This window comes from Nonomuraea insulae, assembly GCF_042656245.1.
Genome location: NZ_JBHSPA010000045.1, coordinates 404,280 through 418,455 on the forward strand (window position 1 = coordinate 404,280; position 14,176 = coordinate 418,455).

General features: G+C 72.4%; 10 protein-coding genes. 5 read left to right on the forward strand and 5 right to left on the reverse strand.

Annotation, left to right across the window (positions count from 1 at the left end; all coding sequences use genetic code 11):
- The first annotated feature begins 2 nt into the window (after window positions 1–2).
- The 3 genes from ACFPZ3_RS36245 to ACFPZ3_RS36255 all read left to right on the forward strand — a co-directional run bounded on the left by ACFPZ3_RS36245 (window position 3) and on the right by ACFPZ3_RS36255 (window position 4,711).
- Window positions 3–1,139, forward strand: a complete 1,137-nt coding sequence (locus ACFPZ3_RS36245) for an acyl-CoA dehydrogenase family protein (RefSeq protein ID WP_379518833.1) — start codon at window positions 3–5, stop codon at window positions 1,137–1,139.
- A gap of 48 nt (window positions 1,140–1,187) precedes the next feature.
- Window positions 1,188–1,622, forward strand: a complete 435-nt coding sequence (locus tag ACFPZ3_RS36250; protein ID WP_379518834.1) for a GNAT family N-acetyltransferase — start codon at window positions 1,188–1,190, stop codon at window positions 1,620–1,622.
- Window positions 1,623–1,702: 80 nt separating this feature from the next.
- Complete coding sequence (locus ACFPZ3_RS36255; RefSeq protein WP_379518835.1) at window positions 1,703–4,711, forward strand: helix-turn-helix transcriptional regulator; 3,009 nt, start codon at window positions 1,703–1,705, stop codon at window positions 4,709–4,711.
- Between the two features lie 169 nt (window positions 4,712–4,880).
- Here the strand turns inward: ACFPZ3_RS36255 and ACFPZ3_RS36260 are convergent, their stop codons facing one another.
- The 4 genes from ACFPZ3_RS36260 to ACFPZ3_RS36275 all read right to left on the reverse strand — a co-directional run bounded on the left by ACFPZ3_RS36260 (window position 4,881) and on the right by ACFPZ3_RS36275 (window position 10,812).
- Window positions 4,881–7,523 (reverse strand): hypothetical protein, encoded by a 2,643-nt coding sequence (locus tag ACFPZ3_RS36260; RefSeq protein WP_379518836.1) that lies wholly within the window; start codon window positions 7,521–7,523, stop codon window positions 4,881–4,883.
- Between the two features lie 83 nt (window positions 7,524–7,606).
- Window positions 7,607–8,536, reverse strand: coding sequence for a carbohydrate kinase family protein (locus ACFPZ3_RS36265; protein ID WP_379518837.1), 930 nt, complete (start codon window positions 8,534–8,536; stop codon window positions 7,607–7,609).
- A complete protein-coding gene (locus ACFPZ3_RS36270; RefSeq protein WP_379518838.1) occupies window positions 8,533–9,459 on the reverse strand; it encodes a pseudouridine-5'-phosphate glycosidase in 927 nt (308 codons plus the stop codon). The genes ACFPZ3_RS36265 and ACFPZ3_RS36270 overlap by 4 nt, the downstream gene beginning before the upstream one ends.
- A 120-nt stretch (window positions 9,460–9,579) precedes the next feature.
- Window positions 9,580–10,812, reverse strand: a complete 1,233-nt coding sequence (locus ACFPZ3_RS36275; RefSeq protein WP_379518839.1) for a YeiH family protein — start codon at window positions 10,810–10,812, stop codon at window positions 9,580–9,582.
- Window positions 10,813–10,882: 70 nt separating this feature from the next.
- On the opposite strand from ACFPZ3_RS36275, the gene ACFPZ3_RS36280 reads away from it, so the two are divergent.
- Window positions 10,883–11,773, forward strand: coding sequence for a LysR family transcriptional regulator (locus tag ACFPZ3_RS36280; protein WP_379518840.1), 891 nt, complete (start codon window positions 10,883–10,885; stop codon window positions 11,771–11,773).
- 238 nt (window positions 11,774–12,011) lie between these two features.
- Window positions 12,012–13,526 carry a phytoene desaturase family protein gene (locus tag ACFPZ3_RS36285; RefSeq protein ID WP_379518841.1) on the forward strand — a complete coding sequence of 505 codons (1,515 nt, stop codon included), beginning with the start codon at window positions 12,012–12,014 and terminating at the stop codon, window positions 13,524–13,526.
- Window positions 13,527–13,607: 81 nt separating this feature from the next.
- Here ACFPZ3_RS36285 and ACFPZ3_RS36290 read toward each other — a convergent pair whose 3' ends face one another.
- A complete protein-coding gene (locus ACFPZ3_RS36290) occupies window positions 13,608–14,165 on the reverse strand; it encodes a TetR/AcrR family transcriptional regulator (RefSeq protein ID WP_379518842.1) in 558 nt (185 codons plus the stop codon).
- Window positions 14,166–14,176: the final 11 nt, after the last annotated feature.

Sequence of the window (14,176 nt, forward strand, 5' to 3'; positions counted from 1 at the left end):
ACATGCTCAACGACGAGTACGAAGAGCTGCGCAAAACCGTCGAGGCGTTCGCCCGCGAGGTGGTCGCGCCGGTGATCGGCGACTTCTACGAGCGCGAGGAGTTCCCGTACGACATCGTGCGGCAGATGGGCACGATGGGGCTGTTCGGCCTGCCGTTCCCCGAGGAGTACGGCGGCATGGGCGGCGACTACTTCGCCCTCTGCCTGGCCCTGGAGGAGCTGGCCAGGGTGGACTCCAGCGTGGCGATCACCCTGGAGGCGGCCGTCTCGCTGGGCGCGATGCCGATCTTCAGGTTCGGCACGCAGGAACAACGCGAGACCTGGCTGCCCAGGATGGCCTCGGGCGAGCTGCTGGGCGCGTTCGGCCTGACGGAGCCGGGCGGCGGGTCCGACGTGCCGGGCGGGATGCGCAGCACGGCCGTGCTCGACGGCGGCGAATGGGTGATCAACGGTACGAAAGCGTTCATCACGAACTCCGGCACCGACATCACCGGCGTCGTCGCCGTGGCCGCGCTCACCGGCGAACGGGAGATCTCCACGATCCTCGTGCCGAGCGGCACGCCCGGATTCACGGTCTCCAAGAAATACTCCAAGGTCGGCTGGAACGCCTCCGACACCCGCGAGCTGGCCTTCACCGACTGCCGCGTGCCCGCGGGCAACCTCCTGGGCGAGCGCGGCCGCGGCTACGCGCAGTTCCTGCAGACGCTCGACGAGGGCCGCGTCGCGATCGCGGCCCTCAGCGTGGGGCTGGCGCAGGGCTGTGTGGACGAGTGCCTGAAGTACGTCAGGGAACGCAAGGCGTTCGGCCACCCGATCGGCCACTACCAGGCCATGCAGTTCAAGATCGCTGACATGGAGGTCAGGACGCACACCGCGCGCCTGGCCTACTATCACGCGGCCGAGAAGATGCTGGCCGGGGTGCCGTTCAAGAAGGAGGCGGCGATCGCCAAGCTGGTCGCCTCCGACGCCGCGATGGACAACGCGCGGGACGCGACGCAGGTGTTCGGCGGGTACGGGTTCATGAACGAGTTCCCCGTCGGCCGCTTCTACCGCGACGCCAAGGTGCTGGAGATCGGGGAGGGCACGAGCGAGGTGCAGCGCATGCTCATCGCCCGCCAGCTCGGGCTCGGTGACCTGTGAACGCGCAGGTTTGCGCAGGCCGGGCGGGACGATCTAGTGTCGTTGCTCATGACGGCTGACGATCTTCTGATCAGGAAGGCGGAGAAGGCGGACGCGGAGGAGGTGTTCGCGCTGGCCCGTGAGTTCGGCCTGACCTTCAGGCCCGAGCGCGAGGCCTTCGACGCCGCCCTGCCCGCGTTGCTGGCCAACGACGACGCCCTGCTGCTCGCGGCCGTGGTGGGCGGGCGTGTGCGAGGTTACCTGCTGGGGTTCGTCCATCTGACGTTGTTCGCCAACGGGCCGGTCGCCTGGGTGGAGGAGGCCATGGTCCAGTCGGGGGCGCGGCGGCAGGGGGTCGGGCGTTCGCTGCTGGAGGAGTTCGAGCGGTGGGCCCGCTCGCGCGAGGCCGGTTACGTGGCGATGGCGACGCGGCGGGCGCCGGAGTTCTATCACGCGCTCGGCTACGAGGCGTCGGCCACGTTCTTCCGCAAGGTCCTGCGCTGAGCGTTCCCCCGCGCTTCCAGCGGTTTCACGGGTGAGCCTGGCGGGCGTTTCTGTCGTCCGCGGATGGCATCCTTGGGGGCGTGAGTATCCATGCCGTGAGCCCCTTGTTCGTCGGGCGTGCCCGCGAGCTCGCCGCTCTCGGTGACGCCCTGGTCAGAGCACGTTCCGGAGTTTCGTCCACCGCGCTCGTCGGCGGCGAGGCCGGGGTCGGCAAGACCCGGCTGATCAAAGAGTTCACCGCCCACCGGGCCGGCGACGCGCTGGTGCTCGTGGGCGGCTGCCTGGAGCTGGGCACAGAAGGCCTGCCGTTCGCGCCGTTCACCGCCGTGCTGCGCGGGCTGGTGCGCGAGCTGGGCCGCGACGGCGTCACCGCGCTCGTGCCCGGCGGCAGCTCGCGGGGCCTGGCCCGGTTGCTGCCGGAGTTCGGCGAGCCGGGCAAGGACGGGGCCGAGGCCAGGGCGCGGCTGTTCGAGCAGGTGCTCGGGCTGCTGGAGCGGCTGGCGGAAGAGCGTCCCGTGGTGCTGATCGTGGAGGACGCGCACTGGGCCGACCGTTCGACCCGCGACCTGCTGACGTTCCTCGTCCGCTATCAGCGCACGGCGGCGCGCCTGCTCATCGTGGTGACCTACCGGACGGACGAGTTGCACCGCACCCACCCGCTGCGGCCGTTGCTGGCCGAGCTGGGCCGGGTCGAGTGGGTGACCAGGACCGAGCTGCGCAGGCTCACCCGCAGGGAGGCCGTCGCGCTGGCGGCCGGGATCCTGGAGCGCGAGCCGTCCCCCGCCGACATGGACCTGATCTACGCGCGCAGCGAGGGCAACCCGCTGTTCGTCGAGGCGCTGCTCAACGAGGCGGGCGCCGGCGAGGCGCTGCCCGAGTCGCTGCGCGACCTGCTGCTGGCCAGCGTCGAGCGGCTGCCCGAGGAGACGCAGGAGCTGCTGCGGGTGGCCAGCGCCGGCGGCCAGCGCATCGAGCACGACCTGCTCAGCGCCGTCGCCAGGCTCGACGAGAGCTCGTTGTCACGGGCGCTGCGGCCCGCGGTGGCCGGCAACGTGCTCGTGGTCGACGGCGAGGGCTACGGCTTCCGGCACGCGCTCATCCGCGAGGCGCTCCACGACGACCTGCTGCCCGGTGAGCACACCCGCCTGCACACCCGCTACGCCGAGGCGCTGGAGAGCGACCTGTCGATCCTGCCCGCCCCGCGCGGCGCGATCGAGCTGGCCCACCACTGGCACTCCGCCCACGACTCCACCTGGGCGCTGGTCAGCGCCTGGCGCGCGGCGGGCGAGGCCCGCAAGTCCACCGCCTACGACGAGCAGCTCAGGATGTTGTCCCGGGTGCTGGAGCTGTGGGACCAGGTGCCCGACGCGGCCGAGCGCATCGGCTGCGACCGGATCGACGTGCTCAGGCAGACCGCCACGGTCGCCCACCAGGCCGGCGAATACGAGCGCAGCATCGCCCTGGCCAGCGCCGCCCTCGACGAACTCGACTACGACGCCGACCCGATCAGGGCGGCCCTGCTGCTGCGCCAGCGCGGCCTGACCCGCTACGACCTCAGCCGGCCGGGAAACGTCGAAGACCTGCGCCAGGCGGCCGCCCTCGTGCCCGACGACCAGCTCAAACTGCGCGGCCAGGTGCTGGAGAGCCTGGCCCGCATGCTCCACCGGCCGGAGGAGCGGTCGGAGCGGCAGGCCACGGCCCGGCTCGCCATGGAGATCGGGCACGCGGTGGGCGACGCCAGGGTCGAGGCCCACGCGATGATCAGCCTCACCTGGGGGCATGCCTGCTACGCCGACATGGACCAGCAGCTGGAGGCGTTCGCGCAGGCCCGCCGCATCGCCTACCGCGACGACGCCTACAACGCGCTGATGCGCTGCGCGATCTCCGAGTCCGACGCGCTCGAAGGCTCCGGTCAGCACGAGCGGGCCGCCCAGGTCGCCCGCGACGGGGTCGAGGGGGCCGTTCAATACGGCCTGGCCCGCACCTCCGGCACGTTCCTGTCGATCAACCTGGCCGAGCCGCTGGTCTCGCTCGGGCGCTGGGACGAGGCGCTCCAGGCGATCGAGCAGGCCCTCGACCTCGCGCCGCCCGCCCCCTACCGGGCCAGCCTGCAGGGTCTGGCCACCGACATCGCGCTGGCGCGGGGGCACTTCGACCGGGCGGAGCAACTGCTGGGGTCGTCGCGGAGCGTGCTTTCGCGGGGCAACTACCGGGATCAGACGGTGTTGCCGCATCTGTGCAGGGAGGTTCAGCTGCTGGTGGCGCGCGGGCAGTTGAACGAGGCGGTGGAGATGGCGGCCCGCGCGCTGGAGACCCGTGACCTGGTGAGCAGTCCGCGCTACTCGTGGCCGGTGCTGGTGACCTTCGCGCAGCTCGTCTGGGCCGTGGTGCCTTCGACGCAGCTCCTGGAGGTGGTGGCGCCGTCCGGGCGTGCTCCCTCCGGTGGAGGTGCTTCGCTCGGGGCGCTGGCGCGGTTGGCGTTGTCGTTGCTGCCCGGGCTGCGCAAGATCGGCTGGGACCTCGGGGCCGAGGGTGACCTGCAGCACGCGCAGCGGCTCACGTTCAGCGCGCTGACCGGGCCCGAGACGCCGCTGGATGGCGCCTCGGAGCCGGTGGCGTGGCAGTTCGAGGCGTGGGACCTGGCGGTGGGGGCGTGGGGGGCGCTGCGGCAGCCGTATGCGGAGGCGCGGTGCCTCGTGGGGGCGGCGCAGGCGGCGCTCGCGTCCGGGGACCGGCAGGGGGCGGCGGCTCGGCTGGTCCGGGCGCGGGAGCTCGCCCGTGAGCTCGGTGCCACGCCACTGCTGGAGCAGCTCGACGTCTTCGCGCGGCGGGCCAGGATCGCGGGGTCGGGCGGTGGGTCCGACGAGGGGGGCGATGGGCAGCCGCTGGGGTTGACGGCGCGGGAGCAGGAGGTGCTGCGGGAGGTGACGAACGGGCGGAGCAACCGGGAGGTCGCCGAGGTGCTGTTCATCTCGGTCAAGACGGTGAGCGTGCACGTGTCCAACATCCTCGCCAAGATGGGGGTCTCCACGCGCGGCGAGGCCGCCGCCACCGCCCACCGCCTCCGCCTCTTCGACCTGGAGCCGTGAGACCGCGACGTCATGGGCGTGAACATGGTGGCCGCCTCACTCACCCGCTTCGCCGCGCAGCGCCGGCGGGCAGGCCCACACACGCCCAGCCGGTAAGGGGGCCTGGCTCACGCGTAGGTCGCGTGGCTCAGGCGGTAGGTGGCGTGGCTCAGGCGGAAGGTGGCGTGGCTCAGGCGGTTAGCTGGGCTTCCAGGCGGTAGCCGTCGACCGTGACGTAGACCTGGTCGCCTGGGCGGGCGTTCAGGCGCATGAGGACCGGCTGGAGTGAGTCGAAGACCGGCTGGTGGCCCTGCCAGACCAGGACGATGGCGTTGTCACCGGGGCCCGTGACCGACAGCAGGGTGCCGGGGCGCATGCCGAGCTGGGCCGCGTACCCCTCGGGGACCGGCACCGGGCCGCCCCTGAGGTGTTCGGGCGTGACCTCGATGCGCTGCCAGCGGCGCGGGTCGGAGGACGGGCTCGGCAGCGGCGGGGGCGGCGTGGAGGGAGCGCCCGCGAGGCCGCCGATCATCGGCGGACGGCCGCCCGACAGCGCCGACAGGGTGGCCAGCGCGGCGGACGGGTCGATCGATCCGGCCGTCGCCGGGGGGATGGGCTGGCCGCCGCGGTGGTGGTGGCCGTTGGCTCCCGGCGTACGGCGGGGGAGGGGCTGGGCCGGGGAGGGGGCCGCGGCCGCGGCGTTCAGGCTCGCCTCCGAGGGCAGGGCGTCGTGCCAGGCCTTGGCGGAGTGCGTACGGATGCCCAGCTCGGCCATGAGCTCCACCACGTCGGCGTCGGGCGGGCTGGCGGCCAGGAGTTGCCTCGTACGGGCCTGCAGGCCATGGAGATCGCCGACCACCAGCCAGCCGTCCTGGAGGCGGCGGTCGGGCATGAGCGTGACCAGCACCCGCCACAGAGGCGTACGGAGGGAAGGGACGGTCACGGGGTGGGCCGGGTCCGCGCCGATGAGCTGGTCCTCGGTGGCCGCCGCGCCGAGCCACTCCGTCAGCCGGAACATGTGGCCGGTGACCGGTGCGGACTCGGAGGAGCGCAGCCAGTGCAGGACACGTTCCTCGGCGGTGCGCTGGGCCTGGGAGAGCGCGTCCCGCTCGACGAGCATCTTGTGGGCGAGCGTACGGAGGCTGACCGGGTCCTCGGCGAACAGCCGGTGCACGGCTACGGCCAGCTCCAGCTTGTCCAGACTGCGGAACAGGCTGTCCACGACCCGGACCATCGCGTGGTCGGTGTCGGAGGGTACGGGGCTGGGCGTCGAATAGGCGGGCGTCGGGGTGCCCGGGGTGGTCTTGGCGGCGTCGGGGACGGCCGGGATCGACCCGGTCTGCGGGCCGCCGCCGGGAAGGGGGCCGCCGGAAGCCGGGGCGCCCGGGGCTCCTGGGATGGAGCCGGGGTCCTGGCGGCCGGTTTGCGGGCCCGAGGGGCGTTGCGGGAGGCGGTCCTGCTGGCCGGGGGCCGGTCGCTGGGGGAGGCCCTCACCCGCGAAGTTCTGGCGCGGGCCCTGGGGCTGCGCGGGGAACGAGCCCGTCTGGCGCGGCCCGACCGCGGGGAAGGAGCCGGTCTGAGGCGGGTTGCCGTCGGAGGGCGGCACGGCGGGGAAGGATCCCGTCTGGCGCGGCGAGCTGTCCGAGGCCGGGAACGAACCGGTCTGGCGCGGCGAGCTGTCCGAGGCCGGGAACGAACCGGTCTGGCGTGGCGAGCCGTCCGCGGGCGGCACGGCGGGGAAGGTGCCCGTCTGGCGCGGCGAGCTGTCCGAGGGCGTCGGAGCCGGGAAGGAACCGGTCTGGCGCGGGTTGCCGTCGGAAGTCGGCGGTGCCGGGAAGGGGCTGCTTTGGCGGGCGTTGCCGTCGGAGCTCGGCGGGGCGGAGAAGGATCCGCGGGGGGAGCTGTCGGCAGGCGTCGGCGCCGGGAAGGTGCCGGTCTGGCGCGGGTTGCCGTCGGAGGCCGGTGGTGTCGGGAAAGGGCTGCTTTGGCGGGCGTTGCCGTCGGAGGCAGGCGGTGCCGGGAAAGTCCCTGTCTGTCGCTGCGGGCCGGAGTCGCCCTGTCCCTGTCCCTGTCCCTGTCCTTGGCCCTGCCCCTGTCCTTGGCCCTGGGGCCCGAACGGACCCGCGCCCTGCGGCTGTGAGGCGGCCTCGCCGCTCTGGGCGGCGAAGGCTCCGCTTCGCGACGGCGGTGCGCCCTCCGGCTGAACGGCCGGGAACGAGCCCGTGCTCGGCGGCGTGGAGGACGGCGAGGGAGACGAGAGCGACGGTGACGGGGACGAGAGGGAGGGTGTGGGGGACGAGGCGGGCTGCCCGGGGGCCTGGCCGCGCTGGAGCGGCCGGGTGACCTCTGGGTGGCCGGCGGAACCCGCGCCGGACGCCTCACGGACGGGGGCCGCGACGGGCACCTCGCGCTGGGCCGGGATGCGGCCGAGGATCTCACGGAAGACGGAGCCCATCACGATCTCAGGCGTCGCCGACGGCGTGCCCAGGTCGCTGGGCGACAGACGGCGCAGGCGCTGCCAGCCGCCGAGCCCGGTGATCGCCGTACGGGTGGCCTCGGGCCAGCCAGGCAGCGCGGGATCGATGTGGTGAACCGTCAGGGCGGGCAGCAGGTCGGCCAGCGGCAGATGGTCCCAGCGGGCGGAGGCCAGCCGCGCCAGACGTTCGCAGATCCAGTCGAGTCCCGCCGTGCCGAGCGCCTTGGACAGCGCCAGAGAGGACCACCAGGCCGCGGGCAGGCGCGGATCGCCCAGCGCCTCGGCCACCTGCTGCGGGCGGCTCCAGCGCAGCGCAGGGACTAGGTCGCTCAGGCAGATCGATGACTCGACTTCCATCGGCGGACCTTATCCTCCCCAGTGAGCCGCGTGGTGCTGCCCGTAACGTATGTGGCTAATGGTGCAGCCTACGCGGCAAGCTATCAATCAGTGTGAATAGGGTAAAGACGGTTCAGATCCAAACCGTACCGTGGACGGCCGCCCACCTGGGCCACACATTCTGCACCGGCACGGCAACCAGCCTCCAAAGCCGCCTGTTCACCGTAGCCCCGCAAGGTTGCGGCGAGGTAGCCGGCGGCGAACGCGTCACCCGCTCCGGTCGAGTCCACGACCTCGGCGGACACACCCGCCGCGGTCGCGACCACCGCGCCGTCCATAGCGGCCAGCGCCCCGTCCGCGCCCAGCTTCACGACTGCTGTGCCATATGTCTCACTCAGCAGTACGGCGGCCCGCTCGGCAGTCGTCGCGCCGGTGAGCAGAAGTGCCTCGTCGAGATTGGGAATGATCAGGCGGGCCCGGGCCGTCTCGCGGGTGAAACGTTCAACTCCGAACTCGCGCAGCGGCCCCGTGGAGGCCGGATCGAGACTGACCGCGACGCCCGCGGCCACCGCGTCGGCCATGGCGCGACGGGCCAGGCGCAGCCCCGGTTCGGCGAACAGCACGTACCCGGACAGGTGCAGCCGCTCGGCGCCCTCCAGCAGGGACGGGTTCCAGTCGGCCTCGGAAATCAGGCCGCCGGCGCCGCGGTTGGTGAGCATCGAACGTTCGCCGCTCTTGTCCACCATCGCGATCACCACGGCCGTCGGGTGACCGGAATCCACCGAGAAGTGCGGGCGTACACCCGTCTTGATCAGCTCGGTGGCGTGCCACTCGCTGCTGTCGTACCCGAGCTTGGCCAGCAGATGGACCTCGGCGCCCAGGCTGGCGGCCCAGGCTGCGGTGTTCGCGCCCGAGCCGCCGGGGCGCAGCACGATGTCGGCGGCCGTGTCCGTACCGGCCATGACCGCCGAGCCGTGTAGCGCCACCACGTCGGTGACCACGTCACCGATGACCAGGAGGGCGCCGTCTGTCACGATCTGGCCCAGGAAAGGGCAATCTGGGCGGCAAGGGCGGTGTTGCCGCGCACGGCGGCCAGGTTGGCCTCCAGGGAGGCGCCGGCGGTCCCGTCGACCAGGTACCCGAGCAGGAACGGCGTGATCGCCTGCCCCGTGACCCCCTCGCGCTCGGCGGCGGTCAGCGCCTCGCCCAGCACGCGGTCGTGCAGCCCGGGGTCGAGCTGCCGGTCCTCGGGGACCGGGTTGGCCACGATCAGCGCCGTCTCCGCGCCGCCCAGCCCGTCCTGGCCGCGCATGATGGCCGCGGCCTCGTCGGGCGACTCGATCCGCCAGTCGATCGGCCGGCCGGAGGAGTGCAGGTAGAAGCCGGGGAAGGTGTCCGTACGGAATCCCACCACGCTCACACCCCGCGTCTCCAGCCGCTGCAGCGTGGCGGGCACGTCGAGGATCGACTTGACGCCCGCGCAGACCACGGTGATGCGGGTACGGGCGAGCGTGTCGAGATCCGCGGACTCGTCCTGCTCCTCGGCCCAGCCGCGATGCACGCCGCCCAGCCCGCCCGTCGCGAAGACGCGGATCCCGGCGCGGGCCGCCAGGAACGACGTGGCCGACACCGTGGTCGCGCCGCTGGCCTTCAGCGCCGCCGCCACGGGCAGGTCCCGCTGGCCCAGCTTGCGCAGCCCCGACTCGGACGCGATGCGCTCCAGCTCCACCTCGTTCAGCCCGATCCTGGGCACGCCGTCCAGCACGGCGATCGTCGCCGGCACCGCGCCCGCCGCGCGTACGACTCCCTCCAACTCCCGCGCCACCTCCAGGTTGCGCGGCTGCGGCAGCCCGTGAGAGATGATCGTGGACTCCAGCGCCACGATCGGCGCGCCGGTTGCCAGGGCCTCGGCGACCTCGTCGGACGGCTGGAGAACGGAGTCGGTGGTGCTGCGCATGGTGAGTTTCGTGCTCCTTGAGAGGTCCTGGGCTCTGCGTATGGGGAACGGTGGTTTTCGAGAGATTTGTTCCGAACGGAGCAGCGTACGGTTCCTCCGGCTCGGCCGTCTACTCGAGGATCACACGAACACCATGACGCCCGCCAGAGACGTGACCGCGATGATCGCCGTGGCGATCCCCCCGAGCAGCACAGCCCGGCCGCCCCTCGCCAGTTTCCGCACGTCGATGCCGGTGCCGAGACCGAACAGGGCGGCGGCCATGAGCACGTTCGTCACGCCCGGCACCGTCTCCGTCAACGTCGCGGGAAGCCATCCGGTGCTGCGCACGGCCATCATCGCCAGGAACGCGACCACGAACACCGGCACGATCGGCGGTCGCGCCGTGCGGGCGGTCGTGCGGGCGGCCGTGCCGGTGGTCGTACGGGTGGACGTGCGGCGGTTTCGGTACGACGTGAGGGCCACGATCGGGGCCAGGAGGACGACCCGGCCCAGTTTGACCGTCACGGCGCCGGCCAGCACGCCCGAGGCGGCGCCGATCGCGGCGACCTGGGCCACCTCGTGCACGGCCGCGCCCGCCCACACGCCGAGCTGCGCCGGTGACAGGTCCATGAGGGAGGCCAGGAGGGGGAGGACGGCGATGGCCGCGGTCCCGTACAGCACCACGACGCCCAGCGCACTGGCGGCGGCGTCGTCATCGTCGGGGAGGTCGATGCTCTCGCGCATGGCCGCGATGGCGGAGGCGCCGCAGATGGACACGCCCGTGGCGATGAGCAGCGATGTCCCACGGCTCAGGCCCAGTCTGCGGCCGATCAGCGGTGTCGTGACGAACGTCAGCCCGGTCGCCGCCGTCACGATGGCCAGCGTCTGCCAGCCGAGAGCCAGCACTTGGGGCAGGGAGATCTGCAGGCCGAGCAGGGCTATGGCCAGGCGCAGCACACGCCTGGACACGAACGCGAGGCCCGCCCGGAACCGCTCGCCGACGCCCACCAGGCTGGCCAGGGCCGCACCGGAGATGACGGCGACGACGGCGGGGCTGAGCGCGGGGACGTACCGGCTGACCAGCATCGAGAACACCACCGCCCCGACCGCCATCGCAACGCCTGGCCACACACGACGGATCCACCCCGAGGCCCGCCCGGCGGCCCGCCCGAGCCCCCGCTCGGGGGCCCGTTCTGAGGTCTGGTCCCTGGTCTGCTCGGAGGGTCTGTTCGCGGGCCCTTCCGAGGTTCTCGTCGGAGTCCTGTTCTGGGTGCCGTCCGGGGTTCCCGCCGAGGTGTTCTCCAGGGTGCGGCGGGTGTGGATCGGGCGGGTGGGTGCGATGGCGGTACCGGGCTCCTCTGTGCTGGCGGTCATGATCCCAGTCTTCTGACCGGTGGAAACGTCCGGTAGCTGGTGTTTGCCTGGGAGGTCATAGCCTGTGGCTATGAGTGCGCTGCCTGATCTCGACTCGCTGAAGCTCCTCGTCGACGTCGGCGTGCTGGGCAGCCTGGGGCGGGCGGCCAGGGTCGCGGGGATCGCGCAGCCGTCCGCGAGCAAGCGGATCGCCCAGCTCGAACGGCGCCTCGGCCTGCCCCTGATCGAGCGCACGCCACGCGGCTCCGCGCTCACCACCGAGGGCAAGATGGTGGCCGGGTGGGCGGCGCAGGTGCTGGCCGCCGCCGAGGAGCTCATGCGCGCCGTTGACGCCGTACGCCGCAGCGAGGCGGCCCATCTGCGGGTGGCGTCGAGCATGACGGTGGCCGAGTACCTGGTGCCTCGGTGGCTCGGCGAACTACAGAATCGGGAGCCCGAGGTGCAGGTGGGGCTCGACGTGGTCAACTCCACCGACGTCGCGGCGCGGGTGCTGGGGGAGGAGGTGGAGCTGGGGTTCGTGGAGGGGCCCAGCGTGCCTGACGGGCTGGCCGGGCGGGTCGTGGGGACCGATCGGCTGATCGTCGTGGTGGCGCCCGGCCATCCGTGGGCGCGCCGCCGTACCGCGCTCCGGGGGCCGGAACTGGCCGCCACGCCGCTCGTGGTGCGCGAGCCCGGCTCCGGTACGCGGGAGACGCTCGACGTGGCCTTCGGCGGCCTGCATCGGGCCAGCCCGCGGTTGGAGCTGGGGTCGAACTCGGCGGTCAAGGGGGCGGCGCAGGCGGGGGTGGCGCCGGCGGTGCTGAGCGGGTACGCGGTGGAGGCGGACGTGGCCACGGGGCGGCTGGTGGAGGTGCCGTTGGCGGGGATCAGCCTGGTCAGAAACCTGAGAGCGGTATGGCGCCGCGGTCGCCCGCTGACCGGCCCGGCCGCCACACTCCTAGCCATCGCCAGCCGCCCCTAATCCCGCCTTCGGCCGTGCTCCGCCTTCGGCCGTGCCCCTCCGCTCATCCGCCGACTGCGCCGACTGCGCCGACTGCGCCGACTGCGCCGACTGCGCCGACTGCGCCGACCGTGTCGGCGGTTCTTGGGTGTGGTGGCGTGCGTTGTCGTCTTTGGCGGGGCGCAGGTGTGGTGGTGGGTGTCGTGAGGGGTGGGGTCGGCGTTGACGGGGGGTGTGCGGTGGGTCGTAAGGTGCGAGGATGGGGTCGTATGACGTGGTCGTAGCCGGGGGCGGGCACAACGGGCTGGTCGCGGCGGCGTACCTGGCCGGAGCCGGGCGCAAGGTGCTGGTGCTGGAGCGGTTCGGGCACGTCGGCGGGCTGGCGATCTCCGCGCGGGCGTTCCCCGGCGTGGACGTGCGTCTGTCGCGTTACTCCTACCTTGTCAGTCTCCTTCCGTCGCAGATCATGCGTGACCTTGGGCTGCGTCTGGAGCTGCGCCGCCGCCGGTACGCCTCGTACACCCCGAGGAGCACCCGGGAAGGCGACACGGGCCTGCTCGTGGACAACGGGGACGACCTGCGTACGGCGGCCTCGTTCAGGACCGTCACGGGCGGTGAGGCGGACTACGAGGCGTGGCGGACGTTCTACGGCATGGTGGCCGAGGTGGCCAGGGTCGTGGCGCCCACCCTGCTGGAGCCGCTGCGGACAGCGGCCGAGGTCGAGCGGTTGGTCGGCGCGGAGGCGTGGCGGGACCTGTTCGCGCGGCCGATCGGCGAGACGGTGGACGAGCGGTTCCGTGACGACACCGTTCGCGGCGTGGTGCTCACCGACGCGTTGATCGGCACGTTCGCCGACCCGGCCACCGACCTGCTGGCCAACCGGTGCTTCCTGTATCACGTGATCGGCGACGGCACGGGCGAGTGGAACGTCCCCGTCGGCGGCATGGGCGCGGTGTCAGGCGCGCTGGAGGCGGCGGCCAGGCGGGCGGGCGCCGAGATCAGGACGGGCGCGGAGATCGTCGGGATCTCCCCGTCCGGTGAGGTGACCTACGTGGCGGAGGACGGCGAGCACACCGTGAGCGGCGGGCACGTGCTGGTCAACCTGCCGCCCGCCGTGCTCGACCGGGTGATGGGCCGGCCGGTGACGGTGCCGGAGGGCGCGCAGCTCAAGGTGAACATGGTGCTGACGCGGCTGCCCAGGTTGAAGGACGCCTCCGTGGACCCCCGGGCGGCCTTCAGCGGGACGTTCCACATCAACGAGGGACACGACCAGCTCGCCACCGCGTACGCACAGGCGGTCAAGGGGGAGATTCCGGAATTGCCGCCAGCCGAGGTCTACTGTCATTCGCTGACCGACCCGTCCATTCTCGGCCCCGGCCTGAGAGGGCGCGCCGAGACGATGACGCTGTTCGGCCTCCACATGCCCGCCCGACTTTTCCGGAAAAATCCGGATCAAGCGCGTAAGGCGGCGTTGGACGCCACCTTCGCCTCCATCAACGCGGTCCTCGCGGAACCCCTCCAGGACTGCCTGCTCACCACCCCCGACGGAACCCCATGCGTCGAGGCCAAAACCCCGGTCGACCTCGAACGGGACGCGGGCCTGCCCGGCGGCCACATCTTCCACACCGACCTGAGCTGGCCGTACGCGGAAGAAGGCGGCTGGGGTGTGCGGACCGAGGACGAACGCATCCTGATGTGCGGCGCGGCCGCCCGCAGAGGCGGCGCCGTCAGCGGAATCGGCGGCCACAACGCCGCGATGGCGCTCCTGCGCTGACTCATCCGCGGCCACAGCGCCGCGATGGCGCTCCTGCGCTGATTCATCGGCGGCCTCAACGCCGCGATGGCAACTCCCGCGCTAACTCCCCGAAATGAGCTTGCTCGCCACCCGCAGCGCCACCTCGGCCCGCTCGGACTCATCCAGGTCCATGTCGAACAGGAACGGCACGCTCCCGAGGATCACCGCGAACACCGCCAGCCGCGCCTCGAACTGCTCCACCGCGCCCGCCTCCGGCACGGACAGCAGCGACAACATGCTGAGCACCCCGTTCTGCAGCCGTTCCCCGGCCGGATTCCCTCGCATGGCCCCCTGGTTCACCTGCGCGAACCTGAACAGCGGCCGCCACTGATCCTCCATCAGCCCCGAGATCCGCCGCAGGATCTCCAGCCGGGCCTCGGCCGTCCTGGGTTGCTCCTTGGCCCACCCCACCAACTCGTCGATCGACTCGCCCAACCGGTCGATCACGCTGGCGAGGATGGCCTCCTTCGTACGGAAGTGGTAGTAGAGCGCCGGCCTGGTGATCTCCAGCCGATCCGCCACCTCCTGCAGGGACGTCTTGTCATATCCGCGCTCGGCGAACAGCTCCAGCGCCACCTGCTGAATCCGCTCTCGTGTGTCCGTCCGCCGCCCAGCCATTCCACTCCCTC

Excerpts from the sequence above, each read along its gene's own strand:
- ACFPZ3_RS36275 (WP_379518839.1), bottom strand. The coding sequence starts at position 10,812 with ATGACCGCCAGCACAGAGGAGCCCGGTACCGCCATCGCACCCACCCGC.
- ACFPZ3_RS36270 (WP_379518838.1), bottom strand. The coding sequence starts at position 9,459 with ATGCGCAGCACCACCGACTCCGTTCTCCAGCCGTCCGACGAGGTCGCC.
- ACFPZ3_RS36290 (WP_379518842.1), bottom strand. The coding sequence starts at position 14,165 with ATGGCTGGGCGGCGGACGGACACACGAGAGCGGATTCAGCAGGTGGCG.
- ACFPZ3_RS36260 (WP_379518836.1), bottom strand. The coding sequence starts at position 7,523 with ATGGAAGTCGAGTCATCGATCTGCCTGAGCGACCTAGTCCCTGCGCTG.
- ACFPZ3_RS36245 (WP_379518833.1), top strand. The coding sequence starts at position 3 with ATGCTCAACGACGAGTACGAAGAGCTGCGCAAAACCGTCGAGGCGTTC.
- ACFPZ3_RS36250 (WP_379518834.1), top strand. The coding sequence starts at position 1,188 with ATGACGGCTGACGATCTTCTGATCAGGAAGGCGGAGAAGGCGGACGCG.
- ACFPZ3_RS36285 (WP_379518841.1), top strand. The coding sequence starts at position 12,012 with ATGGGGTCGTATGACGTGGTCGTAGCCGGGGGCGGGCACAACGGGCTG.
- ACFPZ3_RS36280 (WP_379518840.1), top strand. The coding sequence starts at position 10,883 with ATGAGTGCGCTGCCTGATCTCGACTCGCTGAAGCTCCTCGTCGACGTC.